General features: G+C 61.6%; 16 protein-coding genes and 1 tRNA gene. 13 read left to right on the top strand and 4 right to left on the bottom strand.

Going from position 1 to position 20890, the window contains the following annotated elements; genetic code table 11:
* Positions 1–54: 54 nt before the first annotated feature.
* From FEV16_RS10885 to xth, 3 genes are all read left to right on the top strand, one after another.
* Positions 55–1662, top strand: coding sequence for a sulfite exporter TauE/SafE family protein (locus FEV16_RS10885; RefSeq protein WP_138167641.1), 1608 nt, complete (start codon positions 55–57; stop codon positions 1660–1662).
* A 72-nt stretch (positions 1663–1734) separates the two neighbouring features.
* Positions 1735–2283 (top strand): cytochrome c, encoded by a 549-nt coding sequence (locus tag FEV16_RS10880; protein ID WP_246657277.1) that lies wholly within the window; start codon positions 1735–1737, stop codon positions 2281–2283.
* A 139-nt stretch (positions 2284–2422) separates the two neighbouring features.
* Complete coding sequence (xth, locus tag FEV16_RS10870) at positions 2423–3208, top strand: exodeoxyribonuclease III (RefSeq protein ID WP_138167692.1); 786 nt, start codon at positions 2423–2425, stop codon at positions 3206–3208.
* On the opposite strand, the gene FEV16_RS10865 is transcribed toward xth, so the two are convergent.
* Complete coding sequence (locus FEV16_RS10865) at positions 3187–4002, bottom strand: sulfite exporter TauE/SafE family protein (protein ID WP_138167640.1); 816 nt, start codon at positions 4000–4002, stop codon at positions 3187–3189. The two genes, xth and FEV16_RS10865, sit on opposite strands and share 22 nt — an antisense overlap.
* Before the next feature lie 117 nt (positions 4003–4119).
* Here FEV16_RS10865 and FEV16_RS10860 point away from each other — a divergent pair, with 117 nt between their 5' ends.
* Complete coding sequence (locus FEV16_RS10860) at positions 4120–5007, top strand: MBL fold metallo-hydrolase (protein WP_138167639.1); 888 nt, start codon at positions 4120–4122, stop codon at positions 5005–5007.
* A gap of 10 nt (positions 5008–5017) precedes the next feature.
* Here the strand turns inward: FEV16_RS10860 and FEV16_RS10855 are convergent, their stop codons facing one another.
* Positions 5018–5902 (bottom strand): tetratricopeptide repeat protein, encoded by an 885-nt coding sequence (locus FEV16_RS10855; protein ID WP_138167638.1) that lies wholly within the window; start codon positions 5900–5902, stop codon positions 5018–5020.
* 385 nt (positions 5903–6287) lie between these two features.
* Here FEV16_RS10855 and FEV16_RS10850 point away from each other — a divergent pair, with 385 nt between their 5' ends.
* The 8 genes from FEV16_RS10850 to FEV16_RS10815 all read left to right on the top strand — a co-directional run bounded on the left by FEV16_RS10850 (position 6288) and on the right by FEV16_RS10815 (position 16628).
* A complete protein-coding gene (locus tag FEV16_RS10850) occupies positions 6288–6665 on the top strand; it encodes a cytochrome c (protein ID WP_138167637.1) in 378 nt (125 codons plus the stop codon).
* A 36-nt stretch (positions 6666–6701) separates the two neighbouring features.
* Positions 6702–7334 (top strand): 7-carboxy-7-deazaguanine synthase, encoded by a 633-nt coding sequence (queE, locus tag FEV16_RS10845; protein WP_138167636.1) that lies wholly within the window; start codon positions 6702–6704, stop codon positions 7332–7334.
* A 3-nt stretch (positions 7335–7337) separates the two neighbouring features.
* Positions 7338–7712: a 6-carboxytetrahydropterin synthase gene (locus FEV16_RS10840; protein ID WP_138167635.1), complete on the top strand. Its 375-nt coding sequence runs from the start codon at positions 7338–7340 to the stop codon at positions 7710–7712.
* Between the two features lie 179 nt (positions 7713–7891).
* Entirely contained in the window at positions 7892–9853 is a 1962-nt protein-coding gene (locus FEV16_RS10835) for a CoA-transferase (protein ID WP_138167634.1), read from the top strand.
* Between the two features lie 542 nt (positions 9854–10395).
* Positions 10396–11406 (top strand): metalloregulator ArsR/SmtB family transcription factor, encoded by a 1011-nt coding sequence (locus FEV16_RS10830; RefSeq protein ID WP_138167633.1) that lies wholly within the window; start codon positions 10396–10398, stop codon positions 11404–11406.
* Positions 11406–12305: a methylenetetrahydrofolate reductase [NAD(P)H] gene (metF, locus tag FEV16_RS10825; protein ID WP_138167632.1), complete on the top strand. Its 900-nt coding sequence runs from the start codon at positions 11406–11408 to the stop codon at positions 12303–12305. The genes FEV16_RS10830 and metF overlap by 1 nt, the downstream gene beginning before the upstream one ends.
* Positions 12302–16021: a methionine synthase gene (gene metH / locus FEV16_RS10820; protein ID WP_138167631.1), complete on the top strand. Its 3720-nt coding sequence runs from the start codon at positions 12302–12304 to the stop codon at positions 16019–16021. The genes metF and metH overlap by 4 nt, the downstream gene beginning before the upstream one ends.
* Positions 16022–16169: 148 nt before the next feature.
* Complete coding sequence (locus FEV16_RS10815; RefSeq protein WP_138167630.1) at positions 16170–16628, top strand: DUF1810 domain-containing protein; 459 nt, start codon at positions 16170–16172, stop codon at positions 16626–16628.
* 43 nt (positions 16629–16671) lie between these two features.
* Here FEV16_RS10815 and FEV16_RS10810 read toward each other — a convergent pair whose 3' ends face one another.
* Complete coding sequence (locus tag FEV16_RS10810; RefSeq protein ID WP_138167629.1) at positions 16672–18927, bottom strand: copper-translocating P-type ATPase; 2256 nt, start codon at positions 18925–18927, stop codon at positions 16672–16674.
* 192 nt (positions 18928–19119) lie between these two features.
* Between FEV16_RS10810 and FEV16_RS10805 the strand changes: the two genes are divergently transcribed.
* On the top strand, positions 19120–20547 hold the full coding sequence (locus FEV16_RS10805) for a multicopper oxidase family protein (RefSeq protein ID WP_138167628.1): 1428 nt from the start codon (positions 19120–19122) through the stop codon (positions 20545–20547).
* Positions 20548–20684: 137 nt separating this feature from the next.
* Here the strand turns inward: FEV16_RS10805 and FEV16_RS10800 are convergent.
* Positions 20685–20774: transfer RNA gene (locus tag FEV16_RS10800), tRNA-Ser, on the bottom strand.
* Between the last annotated feature and the right edge of the window lie 116 nt (positions 20775–20890).

Below are 20890 nucleotides of genomic sequence, written 5' to 3'. Positions count from 1 at the left end.
CGCCAGGCGGCGCCGACCGCAGTTAGACGCTCAGCGGCGAAGCGTACACCTCAGATGAATGAAACGGCGATCACCTTTCACGCCCGCGGCATGCATTGCCACGGGTGTGAGCATGTCATCGAAGCGGCGATCAGAAAGCTCGCTGGCGTGCGCAGCGTCTCGGCAAGCTATCCGACGGAAACGGTCGTCGTCGACTATGACGTCGATACGACGAATTTCGCCGCCATCCGCGACAAAGTCGAGCAGAACGGCTACCGCGTCGTTTTGACCGAAGAGGCGAAGCGCCGGCGCTCGCCCTTTATGAGGCTGACGATCATTGTCGTCGCGCTCGCTGGACTCGCCGCGCTCATTCTTTTCGACACGCGCTGGATCAGCGCTGAGGGCGAGCCCGACATCGCCCAGCATATGAGCCTCGGCCTCCTCTTTCTTTTGGGGTTGCTGACCGGTTTTCATTGCGTCGGAATGTGCGGCGGCTTCGTCGTCAGTTACGCGGCGGCCGACGCGCGGGAGGGACGTTCGTCCTTCGCCTCGCACCTCGCTTTCGGCGCGGGAAAGACTCTGTCCTACACGACCATCGGCGCCGCCTTCGGCTGGCTCGGCGCCTTCGTCGCTTTCACGCCGATGCTGCGTGGCGCTGCGGGGGTCGCGGCTGGCGCTTTCCTCATCATCTTCGGACTTAATATGCTCGGCCTCTTCGCGCCGCTGCGCCGTTTCCGGTTCGGTCTGCCCGGCCCATTGCAGAACTGGGTGAACCGGGAGGCGAGCGGTCGACATCGGCCATTCGTCATTGGCCTCCTTAACGGGCTGATGATCGCCTGCGGGCCGCTGCAGGCGATGTATGTGATGGCGGCGGGAACGGGCAGCCCTGTCGAAGGCGCCAAGACGCTTTTCGTCTTCGGCCTTGGAACCTTGCCGGTAATTCTCGCCTTCGGCGCGCTGACGACGGTGCTTTCGGGCGCCGTCACCCATCGCCTGTTGACGGCGTCGGGCGTCATCGTCGTCGCGCTCGGCGCGGTGATGATCAATCGTGGCTTGATCCTTACCGGTTCCGGCGCCGATCTCGCGTCGCTGATAACGAACTGGCGGCGCCCCGCGCCCATTGAACTTGTTCCGCCGTCGCTGGAGGCGCCTGCCGCGCCAAAGACGCAGACAATCGAAATGGAAGCCAATGGACTCGGCTATAAGCCCACTCGCTTCACGCTGCTGCGCGGCGTGCCAGTCAAATGGATGATCAACGCGACGGAAGTGACCAGCTGCAATCACCGGATCGTCGTCCCATCCTTGAATCTCGAATTCGATATCAAGCCGGGGCGACAGACGATCGAATTCACGCCCGAAAAGACTGGCGTCATTCCCTGGAGCTGCTGGATGGGCATGTTGCGCGGCGAGTTCGTCGTCGTCGACGCGGCGCCAGCGACAGCGTCTCAGCAAACTGAGCCCGTCGCCTCGGAAATTCAGACCTCGCCCGTCACGACGCAAACGCCGTCAGCTCCGCCCGCCATTCAGACTTACACCGTGCGACGCGGCGATACGCTGCGCGCGATCGCCAAGCGGCTCTATGGCGACGAAAAGCGCTGGCGCGACATCGCCGCGGTCAATCCCTCGCTCAATCCCAACAAGCTGCGCGAAGGGCAAAACATCAATGTTCCCGGCGGCGCGTAGCCGTGACGATTCGTCTCGCGCATCCTGGCGCAACGCGCGTTACGCTCGTGAGGTCAAATGGAGGGGGAGGCCATGATCAGAAAATTCCTGTTCGCCGCGGCTTGCGGGCTGTCGCTCTTCGCTGTCGCGGCCATCGCCGGGAACGACGATGACGATACCGAGCATATGAAACATATGAACATGGAGCATATGAAGATGTCGCCGAAGATGAGCGACACGCGCCAGGAGGTCGATCTCCCTTCGCCGATGCGCACACATATGCTCTCCCACATGCGCGGGCACGCCGAAGCGATTGCCGAAATCCTCGCGGCGCTCGCCAAGGGCGACGGCGCTGCGGCGGCAAAAATCGCAGACGCGCGTCTCAGCATGGCGTCGCCTGGCGCGGCGGCCTGCAAGCCAAACGCCAAGAGCGGCGAATTCGGCGAAATGCCCGCAATGATGGCTTCGCACATGCCCGACGAGATGCGCGCGCTCGGTCTGACGATGCATGAGCAGGCGAGCAAATTCGCGCAGGAAGCCGCCAAGATCGGGCCCGGCGGTGACATGCGTCCCGCGCTTGCCGAATTGTCGCAAGTCGTGCAAGCCTGCAACGCCTGCCACGCCGCATATCGTCTCGACTAGCTTGCGTGGCGCTAGAGCGCGCTTGCGAAAAAGTGGACGCCGGTTTTTCGCGTAAAGCGCGCTCTAAATTTATGTGAACGATCACGTCATCTGGATTTGGGCGAATTCGCCCAAATCCAGCGTGATCTGGGAGCCGGCCGTGCGCATCGCGACTTGGAACGTCAATTCCGTAAGGCAGCGTCTCGCGCCGCTTCTCGCCTTTTTGCGCGACGCCGCGCCCGACGTTGTTTGCCTGCAGGAAACGAAGTGCGAGGATCACGCCTTCCCGCGGCTCGAAGTCGAAGACGCGGGATATAACGTCGCCGTCCATGGGCAGAAGGGGTTCAATGGCGTCGCGATCCTTTCGAAGTCGCCGCTTCAGGACATAACTCTAGGTCTGCCTAACTTCGATAGCGAAGCGCAATCGCGCTATATTGAGGCGGTGATCTCCGATGGCGCCGGCGGCGTCATGCGCGTCGCTTCAATCTATGCGCCGAACGGCAATCCGCCGGATACGCAAAAATATCTTTATAAGCTCGCTTTCATGGAGACGTTGACGCGCCATGCCGAGGCGCTGCTGCGCCTTGAAGAGGCGACGGTTCTTGCCGGCGACTACAATGTCATTCCTGAAGCGCGCGACGTCTATGAGGCGTCGGCATGGCTCGGCGACGCATTGTTTCTGCCACAGACTCGCGCCGCCTATCAGCGCCTGCTCAATCTTGGCTACGCCGACGCGCTACGCGCGACATCGGATGACGGCGGCCTTTATACTTTTTGGGACTATCAGGCGGGCGCCTGGCAGAAGAATAAGGGTCTTCGTATCGATCACCTTCTGCTCTCGCCGCAAGCCGCGGATCGGCTGTCGCGCGTCGAGATCGTCAAATCGATGCGCGCCGGCGACAAGCCTTCCGATCACGTCGCGATCTACGCCGATTTCGCCGCATAATCGAAAAGACCGAGCGCGCCGCCGCTGCGCCAGAGCACATAGAGCGCCACGGCGAAAATAACTGTCGCGAAAACCGCGCTTAGCGCGCCGCGCATTTTTGACAGACGTCGCGCAGCCGCAGCGCCGATCAATCCGCCGAACGCGCCGCCGAGAACAAGCGTTGCGGCGAGCTCCCAGTCGACGAGATCTGAATAGGCGTAATTTGCTGCGGTGGTCACCGCGAAAGCCGCCACTGCGACGAGCGACGAGCCGATCGCGTTCAAAATCGGCATGTCGGAGGCAAATATCAGCCCCGGCACGACGAGGAATCCGCCGCCGATGCCGAAGAAGCCAGAAAGCGCGCCGGCCGTCAGGCCGGCGGCGACGAGCCGCGGAAAGTTCTCGCGGTTGAGCCTTACGCCCGGATAGCCTGACGCGCCACGCCGGCGGAGCATCAGATAGGAGACGACGATCATCAACAGCGCAAAGAGCGCGAGCAGCTTCTCGCCATTGATGATCTTGCCGAGGGTCGATCCTGCGAAGGCGCCGGCGATACCGAAAAGCGCGAAGACGGAGGCGCAGCGCCACTTGATCGTTTTTGCGCGTTGATGATTAGCGAGACTCATGAGCGCATTGACGGCGACCGCCGCCGCGCTTGAGCCGATCGCGACATGCGGGTTTGGGACGCCCACTAGATAAACAAGTAGAGGCACGGCGAGCACCGAGCCGCCGCCGCCGACAAGGCCAAGCGTAAAGCCGACGATGCCGCCGCTAATCAAGCCTAGCACGGCCTCGAGGGGCAGAGCCGTCAGCATGTCGCTCCTTCGCTCACGTTAATATTAGCACTTGCTTATTTAGCTATAGCGCATATATCTGACGGCGCAAGCACGAAGACGGGGGCGTGCTTGAGCGCTGCAAATAAGGAGAGATCAATGCCGCAGGCGCCGTCCGTGAAGGGCTTCTTTGACGAGCCCACCAACACGATCACCTACATCGTCAGCGACCCGTCGAGTAAGCGTGCAGCGATCGTCGATCCCGTGCTCGACTACGATCCGGCGAGCGGCGTCGCCGAGTCGCATTCAATCGACGCCATTCTCGCGGAGGCGACGCGCGAAGGATTAAAGATCGACTGGGTTCTCGAAACTCACGCGCATGCCGATCATCTTTCCGCAGTCCAGATCGTCAAGGCGGCGACGGGCGCCAAGATTGGCATCGGTGAACATATCGACGAGGTCCAGAAGCTCTTCAAGCCGGTTTTCGCGGCCGATGATGTTAAAGCCAACGGCGCCGGCTTCGATCATCTCTTCAAGGATGGCGAGCGATTCAAGATCGGCGAGATCGAGGGCGAAGCGATCTACACGCCTGGCCACACGCCGGCCGACGTCGCTTACAAAATCGGCGATGCGGTCTTCGTCGGCGATACGCTGTTCATGCCCGACTATGGAACGGCGCGCGCGGATTTTCCCGGCGGCGACGCGCATGCGCTCTATCGGTCGATCCGGCGCATTCTTTCGCTGCCGCCGCAGACGCGGCTCTTCATGTGTCATGACTACAAGGCGCCCGGCCGAGACGTCTATGCCTGGGAGACGACGGTCGCGGAGGAGCGCGCCAAGAACGTGCAGATCAAGGACGGCGTCAGCGAAGAGGAATTCGTCGCCGGGCGCGAGAAGCGCGACAAGGAGCTTGACGCGCCGCGGCTGCTGCTACCTTCGATTCAGGTCAACATTCGAGGCGGCAAGTTTCCGCCGCCTCGAAGCGACGGCGCTCGTTTCCTGAGCATTCCGGTGAAGTTCAAAGGCGCCGCGGCGCGCGCCGGCTGAAGTTCAAACGTCAGTTGCGCTCGCGCAGATAGCCTTCGAGCATCGTGACTGCAGCTTTGCGGTCGGCTTCGCTTGCGGCGCTGAGCGCTTTCGCGTGCAATTCGACGATCCATTGATCGGGAGGGCCGCCCGCCGCATCCCGCGCCAGCGTGAGATACATCAGTCCGCGCGCGCGTTCCGGCTCGCCCCCGGCCTCGCCGGTGAATATCAAGCGGCCGAGCATCGCCTGCGCCTGCGGATGGCCCTTGCGCGCCGCGAGCTCCAACCAATTAACGCCCTGCCGGACGTTCTTTTTCACGCCCGCGCCTTCGAGATACATGCGCGCCAGATTGTACTGAGCGTCGGCGTTGCGGAAATAGGTCGCCGCATAGCGGAAGAGATCAAAGGCCCGATCGAGGTCCGGCTTGATCTTGGCGCTCGGCACGCCTTCGCGCAGATAAACGCCCACTGCGACAAAGGCGCTCGCCGCCATCGATCGTTCGCGCGGATCCGGTTCATCGTCGGCGTAATGGTCGACGATCTGCGAAAAATATTCGTAGGCCTTGGCGTCGTCTCGTATGACGCCGTCGCCATCGGCATACATCCGGCCAAGCTTCCACTGCGCCAGCGGCTCGCCGCTCTCAGCGGCGTAGCGCAGCGCGGCGACCGAGGTCGCTGCGTCGCCGGAATGATAGCTCTCCAGTCCGGCGCGCAAGGCCGCGCGAGGATCCTTGAAGATGGGGAGCGTTTGCGATTCGGCCTTGGCGTTGGCGCGAGGGGCGTCGAGCGCCGGCGCCGGCGCGACAAAGGCCATCACGAACATGCCCAGGCTGGCCGCGAAAAGGCAGATCGGCAATGTCGCCCGCTTATTTCGCCCAAGGACCGAAGACATATTCATATGAACAGTTGCGATCATAATGTTCCGACTTCCCCCGACGCCCGACGCCCAAGGCATACGCCAGCCGTCACCGCGATCAGCGAGAGGGAAAAAAGGAACCTGCGGTCAAAAGCGAAAACTTTTGACGCCTGTCTCCGCATCTCGAATGAGCTTGTGACACGAATACCTTAGCCCAGTGTTTGTGTCTGAAAAGGGGCTTCTACAGCGACAATCGTGGGCAACATGCTAATCTGATGAACTGTTGCAATCAGATCACATCACTGTTGCAAAAATGCCGCGACTGGGCATCGCGGCCGACGCGGCGTCCTGCCGCAAGCATATGCCAGATCGCCGATATTCAGCGCGTCGCGCTTGTGCTTTCATGCCAGACGAATCATTAGTTTCCCGCTCTAAGGAAATCCTGATGCAGTTTAGACGCCTCATGCTCGCAACGGCCCTCGTCGGCGGGAGCGCCGCACTGGCAACTTTCGCGATGGCGGCTGGGGACCCACAACGCGGTTCGGTCATCGCGAAGCGTTGGTGCGCTTCATGCCATGTGGTGGCGTCCGAACAGACGAGCGCCTCGGCCGACGCCCCGTCCTTCTTCGATATCGCCCGCCGCCGGACCGACAAAAAGAAGCTCGGCAATTTTCTGATGGATCCGCACCCGCCGATGCCCGACATGCATCTTTCGCGCAAGGAGATCGACGACATCGTCTCCTACATCCGCAGCCTCGACCCGCGCCCGCAGCCGCCGGCCGAGCCCGACGACAAAGACAAGGAGCTTCCCAAGAACGGGTAAGCTTTACGCCGTAGAGCGTCCGCGCTAGAGCGGGCAATGGCCTACATCGTCAAGGAAGCCTTCAAAACGCTGCAGGGCGAGGGCGTTAACGCAGGCCGCGTCGCCGTCTTCTGCCGCTTCGCCGGCTGCAATCTGTGGAGCGGGCGGGAAGAGGATCGCGCCGCCGCGCAGTGCCAGTTTTGCGATACGGACTTTGTCGGCTTCGAAGGCGAAGGCGGCGGCAAGTTTGCCGACGCGACGGCGCTTGCCGAACATCTGGCGAATCTATGGGGCGAGGGCCAAGACCGGCGCTTCGCGGTGCTGACCGGCGGCGAGCCGATGTTGCAGATCGACGAGGCGCTGGTCGTGGCGCTGCACGAGCAGGGTTTCGAGATCGCCATCGAGACGAACGGCACGCTCCCCGCCATTCGAGGGATTGATTGGATTTGCGTGTCGCCCAAGGCCGGCGCGCCGCTGGCGCAGAGCTCCGGCGACGAATTGAAGCTCGTTTTTCCTCAGCGAGGAGTCGACCCCGCCAATTATGAGCGCCTCGACTTCGGGCATTTTCTGCTGCAGCCCATGGACGGGCCGGATGTTTCGCGCAATACGGAGGCCGCGGTCAGCTACTGCCTGGCGCATCCGCGCTGGCGTCTGTCTCTGCAAACCCACAAGGCGATCGGGGTGAAGTGAGAAGTGTCGACTTTCGAGGTCTTTCGCGAATTCTATTTCGAGGCCGCGCACGCCCTTTATGATCCCGAGGCTCCGGAGGGCGGCAAATACCGCAATCTGCACGGGCATTCTTTTCGCGTGCGCGTCACGCTGCGCGGCGAGCGCACCATCGAAGAGGAATGGGTGATGGACCTCGGCAAGCTTGGCCGTAGGCTCGCCGAGCTGCGCGAACGCCTCGACCATTCATTTCTCAATGACCTTGAAGGATTGGGAAAGCCGACGCTCGAAAATCTTTGCGCCTATATCTGGCGCGACCTCGCGCCAACTCTGCCGGGCATCGCCGAAGTCGGCGTCTTTCGCGATAGCTGTTTCGAGGGCTGCGTCTACCGCGGCGACTGACGGCCATTTTTCCCGCGCGTTGGCGGGGTTGCGGCGGGTCTGCGGCGCATCGCCGCTATTGCGCAAGGGCGGCCCGGTCTCTACGGTTGAGCGCTCATTTTGTAAGAAAACGCCCACCAACGCGGCGACGTCAACGGTCCGCATTAAGCAAAGAGTGGGGAGCAAGGGACCCTGAGGATATGGCGAACAACAAAGTCATTACCGCCGACGAGGCGATTGCGCTCATTCGCGACAATGACGTCGTAACCACCACGGGCTTTGTCCAGAGCTGCATTCCCGAAGCCTTGCACGCCGCTTTGGAAAAGCGCTTCGTCGAGACGCAGCATCCGCGCGACCTCACGCTGATCATGACCGCAGGCGCCGGCGACTCCAAGGGCCTTGGCACCGGGCGCTTTTACCACGAAGGATTGCTGCGCCGGGTCATCGCCGCGAATTTTGGCCGCATGCCGAAAGTCGCCCAGGCGGCGCAGGAGAATAAGATCTGCGGCTACAACCTCCCGCAGGGCGTCATCTCTCAGCTTTACCGCGCCTGCGCCTCGGGCCAGCCCGGTCTCTTCTCCAAGGTCGGCCTCTACACCTATGTCGATCCGCGTTTTGGCGGCGGCAAGGTGAACGAGCGCACCAAGGAGGACATGGTCAAATACCACAACATCATGGGCGAGGAGTGGCTCTTCTATATCGCCACTAAGATCGACGTTGCTTTCATTCGCGGCACCTCGGCTGACCCTTCCGGCAATATTTCGATGGAGCGCGAGGCGCTCGTGCTCGACAATCTCGCTCAGGCCATGGCCGCCCATAACAATGGCGGGTTGGTGATCGCCCAGGTCGAGCGCATCGTCGAGCAGGGTTCGATCAAGCCCAAGGACGTGCATGTGCCGGGCATTCTCGTCTCGGCCGTCGTCGTCGCCGACCCGCCGGAAATGCACCGCATGAATTACGGCGTGATCCACAATCCGGCGCTTTCCGGAGAAGTCCGCGTGCCGGTCGAGAAGTTCGCCAAGATGCCGCTCGACGAGCGCAAGGTCATCGCGCGGCGCGCCAGCTACGAGCTGCCGCCGAACGGCGTCGTCAATCTCGGCGTCGGCGCGCCGGAAGGCATCGCCGCCGTCGCCAATGAAGAAAAGATGACGCCCTATATTACGCTGACGACGGAAGCTGGCGCGATCGGCGGCGTGCTCGCTTCGGGTTCGAGCTTCGGCGCCGCCACCAACGCCGACGCGATCATCCAGCAGAACCAGCAGTTCGACTTCTATGACGGCGGCGGTCTCGACATGACCTGTCTCGGCATGGCGGAGTGCGACCTGCAGGGCAACGTCAACACGTCGAAATTCGGCGGCCGTCTCAATGGCTGCGGCGGCTTCATCAACATCAGCCAGAACGCGCGGCTCGTTGTTTACGCCGGCACATTCACCAATGGCGGACTGCGCGTGGAGATCGCCGACGGCAAGGTCAACATTCTGCAGGAAGGCAGGAACAAGAAGTTCCTTAACGCCGTCGAGCAGATCACCTTCTCCGGCAAATTCGCGCTCAAGCGCAAGCAGCCCGTCTATTACGTGACCGAGCGCTGCGTGTTCAAACTCGTCGACAAGGGACTTGAACTGATCGAAGTCGCGCCTGGGATCGATATCGATAGGGACATATTGGCGCATATGGACTTCAAGCCCATCGTCGAACATCCCGAGTTGATGGATAAGCGCATCTTCATCGACGAGCCGATGGGGCTGCTCGCTGACCTCATCAATCTCAACATGTCCGACCGCGTCACCTACGACGCCGACCGCAATATCCTCTTCGTCAATCTCGAAGGCTGGCACGCGCGCACGAAGAAGGACATCGACGATCTGCGCAAGACGTTGATCGAGGCGTCAGACAAAGTCGGCAAGCGCGTCAACTCCGTCGTCAATCACGACGGCTGGAAGATCAACGAAGCGCTCTATGACGATTACGCCGAGATGATCGACTATATGAGCCAGCATTATTATCTGACGACGACCCGCTATGCGACGAGCGCCTTCGCGCGATTGAAGATGAAGGAGGCGCTCTCCAAGCGCGGTCTGCAGCCGCATGTCTTCGAGCGTCGCGAGGCGGCGGAGACCTTCCTTGAGGTCGTCAGCAAGGAAGAAGAGAAGGCGCCGGCGTAGGCTGGCGCTCGGACTACTGGCCGAGTTGACGGCTGCGTCCTAGGCGTTTGTCGGCTGAAAATAAATCAGGCCCCGTGGCGCGGAAGCTCACGGGGCCGTTTTTGCTCCTTAATCGGAAGCAGGTCTGGATTGTCCAGTCTGTGATCGGGCGCCCGATGCTTGGCCTTTGCGTTCGGCCGCCCGGAAGGATGTCAGATTGTTTCAGAGGATGGGCGGATCAAGCAGCTGACTTTGATCCCCCAGTGACCGGAACCAACGCCGGTCAATTGGTATGACCCGGTGGCGTCATGCTCCTCTCGCAACATTGTTGCTCGGTTCGGCCCACACAGGGGATTGCGGGCCTATCTGATCGCCTTCGCGTCGAGGTCCCGCCCGAGCGAGCCTGCCGACCATGCTGTCCGATCGACAGGTGCGATATGACGAAAGGATGAACCCGGTTTCGGATTCGGTCAAGAGCGTTTTCGTTCTCAAAAAAGCGGCAAGCAAGGTTGCGCACAGTGCATTTGACGTATATAGATATCTTTATATCTCACGGAGCAATCATGAAGGCCGTGGCCAAATTATCCCTCGAACCGACGCTTGCGGCGCTGAACGCAGCAGGAGAGGAGACGCGTCTGCGGCTCCTGGCGTTGCTCGCCCAATCGGAACTGACGGTGAGCGAGGTTGTTGCGATCCTGGGCCAGTCTCAGCCGCGAGTCTCGCGCCATCTCAAGCTCCTTGTCGAAGCGGGCCTCGTCGAGCGCCGCCGCGAAGGAGCCTGGGCCTTCTTCCGCCTGTCGCCTATGGGACCCCCAGGCGCCCTCGCACGGGCCATTGTCGGTTGGCTGGAGGCTGACGACGCGCTTCTCGCCGGCGACCGCGCGAGGCTTGCGCAGGTGCGCCAGGCGCGCGCCGAAAACGCCGCCCGCTATTTCGCCGCGCATGCGGAAGAGTGGGATCGCATCCGCGCGCTGCACGTCCCCGAGGAGCGTGTCGAAGAGGCGATGCGCGACGTCGTCGGCGACAAGCCGGTGCGCAACCTGCTCGATCTCGGCGCCGGCGCCGGCCGCATGTTGGAAATTTTTGCGCCGCAGGCCGAACGCGCCGTCGGCGTCGATCTCTCCTCCGCCATGCTTGGCGTCGCGCGCGGCCGGCTTGAAGAAACCGGCTTCAACAATGTGCAGCTGCGCCAGGGCGACATCTATGCGCTGCCGATCGAGCGCAATTCCGTTGACCTCGCCATCATGCATCAGGTCCTGCACTTTCTCGACGATCCGGGCCGCGCGCTGCGTGAGGCGGCGCGGGTGCTTGCGCCCGGCGGCCGGCTTCTCGTCGTCGACTTCGCGCCCCATCATGAAGAGACGCTGCGCGACACGCATGCGCATCGCCGGCTCGGCTTCTCGGACGCTGAAATCACTGGATTGCTGACGCAGGCGGGCCTTGACGTCATCCAGCGGCGCGAACTGGCGCCCGACGCGAACGAAGGCGCCAAGCTCACCGTGTTCTTGTGGCTCGCGCGCGATCCGCGCGTCATCGCCGATCCCATTCCCGCCGCTTCTTACGAGACAGCCTGATGTTTAACGCGCTTCATCCCACAGCGTCGCAAAATCAATTTGCGATCTCCTATGAATTCTTCCCGCCCAAAACGCCGGAGATGGAGACTCAGCTCTGGCAGTCGATCAAACGACTTGCAGCGCTGCGACCGCATTTCGTGTCCGTCACCTATGGCGCGGGCGGCACCACCCGCGAGCGCACCCATTCGATCGTCGCGCGCATTGTGCGCGAGACCGACGTAAAGCCCGCCGCCCATCTCACCTGCGTCTCCTCGGCGCGCGAGGAGATCGACGAAATCCTGCGCGATTATTGGGAGGCTGGCGTTCGCCATATCGTCGCGCTGCGCGGCGATCCGCCGACGGGCGTCGGCACGAAATTCGAGCCGCATCCCAAAGGCTACGCCAATTCGACGGATCTCGTGAGCGGCATTCGCCGGATTGGGGACTTTGAGATTTCGGTCTCAACCTATCCAGAAGGCCATCCGGAAAGCGCGTCGATCGAGCAGGACCTCGACGCGCTGCAGGCGAAAATCGATGCCGGCGCGACGCGCGCCATTACGCAGTTCTTCTTCGACAACGACATCTACTTCAGATTTCTCGACAAGGCGCGCGCGCGTGGAATTACGATTCCGATCGTGCCGGGCATCATGCCGATCCGCAATTTCAAGCAGGTCGCGGGTTTCGCGCAGAAGGCTGGGGCGAGCGTGCCGCGCTGGCTCGCCGAGCGGTTCGACGGACTGGATGAAGATCCGGAAACCCGCGCGCTCATCGCCGCCACGACCGCCGTCGAACAGGTGATGAGTCTGGCCCGCGCCGGAGTCAACGAATTCCACTTCTACACCAATAATCGCGCCGATCTCGTCTTCGCCATTTGCCACCTCCTCGGCGTTCGTCCCCTGCGTGAAAAGGCCCTTGCATGACCTTTGCGACATCTCACGGCCCAAATATCCTGAAAGCGCTCGAAGGGGCGGCCTCGCGCCGCATTCTCATTCTCGACGGCGCCATGGGCACCATGATTCAGCGCCACAAGTTCGAGGAGGCCGACTTCCGCGGCGCGCGCTTCACTGACCACGCCAAAGACCTGCGCGGCAACAATGATCTGCTGACGCTGACGCAGCCGGAAGCGATCAAGGCGATCCATGTCGCCTATCTCGAAGCCGGCGCCGACATGATCGAGACCAACACATTTTCATCGACGACGATCGCTCAAGCCGACTATGGGCTCGAACATCTCGCTTTCGAACTCAATTGTGAGGGCGCGCGCCTGGCGCGCGCGGCGGCTGACGAAATCGCGGCGAAAACCGGCGTGCGCCGCTTTGTCGCCGGCTCGATCGGCCCGACCAATCGTACCGCGTCGATCTCGCCCGACGTGTCGAATCCAGGTTTTCGCGCCGTCACTTTCGACGAGCTGCGCGCAGCCTATAAGGAAGCGGCGCTGGGACTCATCGAAGGGGGCGCCGACATACTGCTCGTCGAAACCGTCTTCGATACGCTGAACGCCAAGGCCGCGCTCTACGCGCTCGAAGATGCATTCGACGAAGTCGGAACGCGCTTCCCGATCATGATTTCGGGCACGATTACCGATCTCTCCGGCAGAACGCTCTCCGGGCAGACGGCGATCGCCTTCTGGAATTCGGTGGCGCACGCCAAGCCTTTTTCGATCGGCTTCAACTGCGCGCTCGGCGCGCGCGAGATGCGTCAGCATGTCGCCGACATCGGCCGCGTCGCTGACACGCGCGTCTGCGCCTTTCCAAACGCCGGCCTGCCGAACGAATTCGGACTTTACGACGAAAGTCCCGAATATATGGCTGAGCTCGTCGGAGAATTTGCGACCTCCGGCCTCGTCAATGTCGTCGGCGGCTGCTGCGGCACGACGCCCGATCACATCGCCGCGATCGCCAATGCCGTGAAAGGCGTCGCGCCGCGCGCCATTCCTGTCATCGAACCAATGTTGGGTCTGTCTGGATTGGAGCCCTTCGCGCTGACGAAGGACATTCCCTTCGTCAATGTCGGCGAGCGCACCAACGTCACCGGTTCGGCGAAGTTCCGTAAGCTCATCACCAATGGCGATTACGCCGCGGCGCTCGACGTCGCGCGCGATCAGGTGGCGAACGGCGCCCAGGTGATCGACGTCAATATGGACGAAGGGCTGCTCGACTCCGGGCGCGCCATGGTCGAATTTTTGAACCTGCTTGCCGCCGAGCCCGACATCGCCCGCGTGCCGGTGATGGTCGATTCGTCGAAATTCGAGGTGATCGAAGCGGGCCTCAAATGCCTGCAGGGCAAGGGCGTCGTCAATTCGATCTCGATGAAGGAAGGCGAGGATAAATTCGTCGCCGACGCGCGCAAAGTGCGTCGCTATGGCGCAGCCGTCGTCGTCATGGCCTTCGACGAAAAGGGCCAGGCCGATTCGCTTGCGCGAAAGACCGAGATCTGCGCGCGGGCCTACAAGATTCTCACTGAAGAAGTCGGCTTCCCGCCGCAGGATATCATCTTCGATCCAAATATTTTCGCGGTCGCGACCGGCATCGAGGAGCATGAGAACTACGGGGTCGACTTCATCGAGGCGGCGCGTGTCATCAAGCGCGACCTGCCGCATGCGCATGTGTCGGGCGGCGTGTCGAACCTGTCCTTTTCGTTCCGCGGCAATGAACCGGTGCGCGAGGCAATGCATTCGGTGTTCCTCTATCACGCCATTGGGGCGGGAATGGATATGGGCATCGTCAACGCCGGCCAGCTCGCGGTCTATGCCGAAATCGATCCAGAGCTGCGTGAATTATGCGAAGACGTTGTCTTGAACCGCCGCAAGGACGCGACTGAGCGGCTCGTTGAACTCGCAGAGAAATTCAAAGGCGCAGCAGGCAAAGCGCAGGAGAAGGACGCCGCCTGGCGGGAGCAGAGCGTCGGCAAGCGTCTCGAATATGCGCTCGTCAATGGCGTCACCGATTACATCGAGACCGACGTCGAGGAGGCGCGCCAAACGTCCGCTCGTCCGCTCGACGTCATCGAGGGTCCGCTGATGGCGGGCATGAATGTCGTCGGCGATCTCTTCGGCTCAGGAAAAATGTTCCTGCCGCAGGTCGTCAAATCGGCGCGCGTGATGAAACAGGCGGTCGCCTATCTCATGCCGTTCATGGAGAAGGAGAAGGACGCGCGCTCGTCCGCCGGCAAGATTTTGCTCGCGACCGTCAAGGGCGACGTGCATGACATCGGCAAGAACATCGTCGGCGTGGTGCTCGGCTGCAACAATTTCGAGATCATCGATCTCGGCGTCATGACGCCGGCCGCGAAGATTCTCGAGACGGCGAAGAAGGAGAAGGTCGATCTCATTGGCCTTTCAGGCCTCATCACGCCCTCGCTCGACGAGATGTGCTTCGTCGCCTCGGAACTCGAGCGCGAAGGCTTGGACACGCCGCTCCTCATCGGCGGCGCGACGACGAGCCGCGTGCACACGGCGGTGAAGATCAGCCCGAACTATCGTCGCGGCCAGGCGGTCTATGTCACCGACGCGAGCCGCGCGGTCGGCGTCGCCCAGGCGCTCGCTTCGGAGAAATCGCGGGGCGACTATATCGCTCAGACCCGCGCCGAATATGAGCGCGTCGCCGAGGCGCATGCGCGCGCCCAGGCGGATAAGCTGCGTGTGTCGCTCGCCCAGGCGCGCGCCAACGGCTTCAAGATCGATTGGGCTGGATATGAACCTGTGCGCCCGTCTTTCGCCGGCCCGCGCGCCTTTGCGAGCTATGACGTCGGCGAGCTTGTTCCCTATATCGACTGGACGCCGTTCTTTCAGACTTGGGAGTTCAAGGGACGCTATCCGTCGCTGCTCGACGATCCTGAGCGCGGCGAGGCGGCGCGCACGCTTTACGACGACGCCCGCGCCATGCTGAAACGCATCGTCGAGGAGCGCTGGTTTACGCCGAAAGCCGTCATCGGCTTCTGGCCGGCGAATTCAGTCGGCGACGACATCGCCCTCTACAGCGGCGAGTCGCGTAATGAGCGGATCGCAACGCTGCACACGCTGCGCCAGCAATTGCAAAAGCGCGACGGCAAGGCCAATCTCGCGCTCGCCGATTTCGTCGCGCCCAAGGACAGCGGCAAGGCCGATTATATCGGGGCCTTCGTCGTGACCGCCGGCGCGGAAGAAGAGAAGATCGCCGCGCGCTACGCCCGCGCCAATGACGACTATGGCTCGATCATGGTCAAGGCGCTCGCCGACCGCATCGCCGAGGCCTTTGCGGAACGCATGCATGAGCGCGTGCGCAAGGAATTCTGGGGCTATGCGCATGAGGAGAATTTCGCGCCCGAAGCGCTGATCGGCGAGCCCTACGCCGGCATTCGCCCGGCGCCCGGCTATCCGGCGCAGCCCGATCACACCGAAAAGGCGACGATCTTCGATCTGCTTAACGCCGAAAAGCGCACCGGCGTGAAGCTCACCGAAAGTTTCGCCATGACGCCGGCCGCTTCCGTTAGCGGACTCTATCTTGCGCATCCGAGCGCGCATTATTTCGGCGTCGCCAAGATCGAGCGCGATCAGATCGAAGATTACGCCCGCCGCAAGGGCATGAACGCCCGCGACGCCGAGCGTTGGCTCGCGCCGATCTTGAATTACGAGCCCGTCGCGGAAGCGGCGGAGTGATACGCAATTCGTTGTCATTCCCGGCAGGCCGCAGGCCTGACCGGGAATCCAGTGTCAACCCGGAAAGCTGTCATATCTGGATTCCCGATCGCTTCGCTTGCGGCGAAGCGTCGGGAATGACATCCGAGTTGATCAACGCGGATTCGTCATGACGGGCGCCTCGGGCGATCCTTACGATCTCGACCGCTTCGTCGCGGTGCAAAAGCCGATCTACGCGCAAGCGACGGCGGAGCTCGCCTCGGGCCGCAAGCGCAGTCATTGGATGTGGTTCGTTTTTCCGCAACTCGAAGGGCTTGGGGCAAGCGCCATGGCGCAGCGCTACGCCATCCGCTCGCTCGCCGAGGCGCACGCCTATCTCGATCACTCTTTATTGGGCGCGCGGCTTAAGGAATGCGTCGGACTCGTCAACAAGGCTGAAGGACGCAGCGCGCATGAGATCTTCGGCCATCCCGATGAGTTGAAGTTTCATTCGTCGATGACGTTGTTTGCGGCCGCCGCGCCTGAAGAGCCGCTCTTCGCCGAGGCGCTGCGCAAATATTTCGCCGGTCGCGGCGATCGCTTGACCCTCGCGAAATTAAGCGGATCCGTCGGAAATCCGTGTGGATGAAGTCTGTACGCCTTTCGCCAACATGCGCTGCGGGCTCACAAGGCTAAGTCGAAAACGGCGGCATCTCAATTTTGGCCTTGGGTTCGATCTCCGCTTGGCGCAACCGTAGAGAATTGAGGACCACGCTAACCGAAGACAGCGCCATCGCCGCGGCGGCGATCGTCGGCGACAAGAGCAGCCCAAAGGCCGGATAGAGCGCGCCGGCCGCGATCGGCACGCCGGCGGCGTTATAGAAAAATGCAAAGAACAGATTCTCGCGAATGTTGCGCATTGTCGTCTTGGAAAGCCGTCGGCCGCGGACGATGCCTCGTAAATCTCCCTTCAATAAAGTGACGCCAGCGCTCTCGATCGCGACGTCAGTGCCCGTTCCCATGGCTATGCCAACATCGGCGGCGGCCAAGGCGGGCGCATCATTCACGCCGTCTCCCGCCATGGCGACGATTCGGCCTGTTTCGCGCAAGCGACTTACGACCTTGCTTTTGTCTTCGGGGAGGATTTCGGCTTCGACCTCATTTATCCCCAAGCGCTTTGCGACGGCGCGCGCCGTCGTCCAATTGTCGCCGGTCAGCATCACGACAGCGACGCCATCGTCGCGCAGCGATTGGAGCGCCTCCAACGTCGTTGATTTGACTGGATCGGCGATGCCGATGACGCCGCAGATTTTTCCATCGATTGCGACAAAGATCGCAGTCGCGGCTTCTTCGCGCAGACGTTCGGCCTCGCTGTCGAGCGGCGTCGCGTCAATGCCGAGTTCTGAGAGGTATCGACGATTGCCGATCGCGACCGTTTGACCCTCAACCCGGCCAATAACGCCCTTACCAACAGGAGAATCGAAATCCGTCGCCTCCGTGAGCGCAAGGCCGCGCTCGGTCGCGGCCTGAACGATCGCCAACGCCAGCGGATGTTCGCTGGCGCGTTCAAGGCTCGCAGCCGTCGCCAACAGGCGATCCTCCCTGACCCCAACGATAGCGTGGATTGCGATTACGCGCGGCTTGCCCTCGGTGATCGTTCCGGTCTTGTCAACGACCAGAGTGTCGATCTTTTCCAATCGCTCCAACGCTTCCGCGTTCTTTATCAGCACGCCCGACTGCGCGCCGCGTCCAACGCCGACCATGATCGACATGGGCGTCGCAAGTCCGAGCGCGCAAGGGCAAGCGATGATGAGAACGGAAACCGCCGCTACAAGGCCATAGGTCATTCGTGGTTCCGGTCCCCACATCCCCCAGGCAAGAAATGCAAGAACGGCGACGAGAATGACGATAGGCACAAACCATCCCGCCACTTGGTCGGCCAGGCGTTGTATTGGCGCGCGGCTTCTCTGCGCAGACGCCACCATCTCGACAATCCGAGAGAGCACAGTGTCGCGGCCGACTTTCTCGGCGCCCATGATGAAGCCGCCCGTCTGATTGAGCGTTCCGCCAATGACCTTGTCGCCTGCATTTTTTGTCACTGGCATCGACTCGCCGGTGACCATCGATTCGTCGACTGCGCTACGACCCTCGATAAGTTCGCCGTCCACGGGGACCTTTTCTCCTGGACGCACGCGTAAGCGGTCGCCGACCTTCACATGATCCAACACAACTTCTTCGTCAGATCCGTCAGCGTTAAGTCGAGTCGCCATTTTGGGGGCGAGATCGAGCAAGGCGCGAATGGCGCCGCCAGTTTGCTCCCTGGCGCGCAGTTCAAGAACTTGTCCAAGTAGAACGAGGACGGTGATAACCGCCGCCGCCTCGAAATAGATCGGGACAGAGCCGTCCATGTTGCGGAATGCGGGTGGGAAAAGCGACGGCGCCAAGGTCGCGACGACGCTGTAGATCCAGGCGATGCCCGTCCCCATGGCGATCAACGTGAACATATTGAGGTTGCGGCTCACGAGCGACTGCGCGCCGCGAACGAAGAATGGCCAGCCGGCCCAAAGCACGACCGGTGTCGCCAATGTGAGCTGAATCCAATTCGACGCCTGTGGCGCGAGCCAATGATGAAGATTGAATAAATGGCCGCCCATCTCCAAGACGAACACCGGCGTCGTCAACGCCAGCCCGATCCAGAATCGCCTTGTCATGTCGATGAGCTCGGCGTTCGGTTCGGCTTCAGTCGACACGACAAGCGGCTCAAGCGTCATGCCGCAGATCGGACAATTGCCGGGTCCGATCTGGCGAATCTGCGGATGCATTGGGCAGGTGTAAATGACGCCAGCCGCATGGGAGAGGTCTTGATGCTCAGCGTCGATCATGCGCCCATCGCCAGCCGTTTGTGACTCCTTATGCGAGGCGCCACCATGTCCATGCTCGTGAGCCATGCGGCTATCCTCGTGCCGAATGATTTTCCAATATTAGATAGCTTACGCATTCGACAGCGCAACAACCCCACTATGTGGCGGACTCCCGACGCCGCGTTTTTGGAGCTATGCAGATCGGTGAGCTTTTGAGTTTTTCTTGCTCTCCATAGTAGGGTCTGCTGCGCGAGAGGACTTTTTGAGGAGGCGACCCTCATGCTGTCACGTCGATCTGCGCTGCTCTCCGCCTTCGCCGCCAGCGTCACCTTACCTCATCGGTCGTGGGCGCAGTACGGCTCGGTCGCCGTGGGGGAAAAACCGGAGACGGTTACGATCCTCCGCGTGCAGCGGCGCAACATCGAAGTGAACGGAAAATTGGCGTCGGTGCTCGGCATTCGCCAACCAGATGGCGCGCAGGGGCTTGTCACCGAAGTGGGAAGGCGGTTCCGCGTTCGCGTCGACAATGAACTCGATGCGCCAACCCTTATCCATTGGCATGGCTTGGCGCCTCCTTGGCGCCAGGATGGCGTGCCTGGCATTTCAGGACCGCCGATTTCGCCTGGCGCCAGCGCCGAATATGACTTCCCGCTGCGCTTTGGGGGCACGTTCTGGATGCATTCGCACGAAGGCCTACAAGAACAATCTCTGCTCGCAGCCCCGCTCATTATTCGCGACGGGCGCGACTCGCCAGGTCAGCAGGAAGCGACGATTATGTTGGCGGATTTTAGCTTCACTCCGCCCGCACAAATTTATGCGGAGCTGCGGAAGAAGCGCACCCCGCTCAGTTCCCGGTCTGCAGAGCCAGAAATGGTGAACGGAGGCGCAGTTCCGAGCCCGGACCTAAATGACGTGAGATATGACGCGTTCCTGGCCAACGATCGTACGCTCGCCGACCCCGAAACAATCCGCGTGGAGCCCGGCGAGCCGCTTCTGCTGCGCGTCATCAACAGCTCGTCAATGAGCGCTTTCCATCTCGATCTCGGCGCGCTTAGCGGCGCGCTTATCGCCGTTGACGGATCCAGCGTGCGCCCAATTGCGGGACAGCGCTTTCCGATCGCGGTCGCTCAGCGCCTCGACATCCTCATCAAAGTTCCGCGCAGTCACGTCAGCTTTCCCGTGTTGGCAATTTTGGAAGGCGAGCGTCGACAGACCGGCGTGATCCTTGTTGCAGGACGCGCTCCGGTAACCCGCATTCCAGAAAATGCGCCGACGCCATCGCTGGCGCTCACCCTCGACCTAGAAAGGCGGCTGCGCGCTAAGAAGCCGCTTGCCAAACGCAAGCCGGACCGGATTCACCAAATCGACCTGACCGGCGACATGAACGGCTATGTATGGTCGATCAACGGCGTCGTTTGGAACAAGGACGTCCCGCCGCTGGCTGTCGCGGAGGGCGAGCGCGTCGAGCTCGTGCTCAGGAATAAGACGCTCATGCCCCACCCGATGCATCTCCACGGGCACCAGTTCCAAGTGGTGGAGATCGACGGCAAGCGGTTTCCTGGAGCGGTGCGCGATACCATGCTAGTGACGCCTGGGAGCCGCGTTGTCATCGCATTCGATGCGAATAATCCCGGCTGGTGGGCTTTCCACTGTCATCTCGTGTATCATCAGGCCGCCGGCATGTTCACTACGGTGCGCTACATATGACGCCGCTGACCCGAGATAATTTCAAGTGCACGCTCGCTATAATGTGTCTTTGTGCGCGCGCTCGTTGTATGACCGAAAGCAATACTCGCGATCAGGCCTAGATAAAAAGCATAAATTTCAATTAGTTTTTAAAAAACTGGCGGAGAGGGAGGGATTCGAACCCCCGATACAGTTGCCCGTATGCCGCATTTCGAGTGCGGTGCTTTCAACCACTCAGCCACCTCTCCGCAGCCATGGGCCGCCGGAAATAGCATGCGCCACGAGCGAGGATCAAGTCGCACGCCCCCTCGCTTCCGAGCGTTTTGCGATGGCCCAGCGCCCGGACAATCGGATCATGGGCGTC

It is taken from the genome of Methylocystis sp. B8 (assembly GCF_005771425.1).
GTDB lineage: Bacteria > Pseudomonadota > Alphaproteobacteria > Rhizobiales > Beijerinckiaceae > Methylocystis.
The sequence above is the reverse complement of the archived record's forward strand: the minus strand, read 5'-3'. Positions and strand labels throughout refer to the sequence as shown.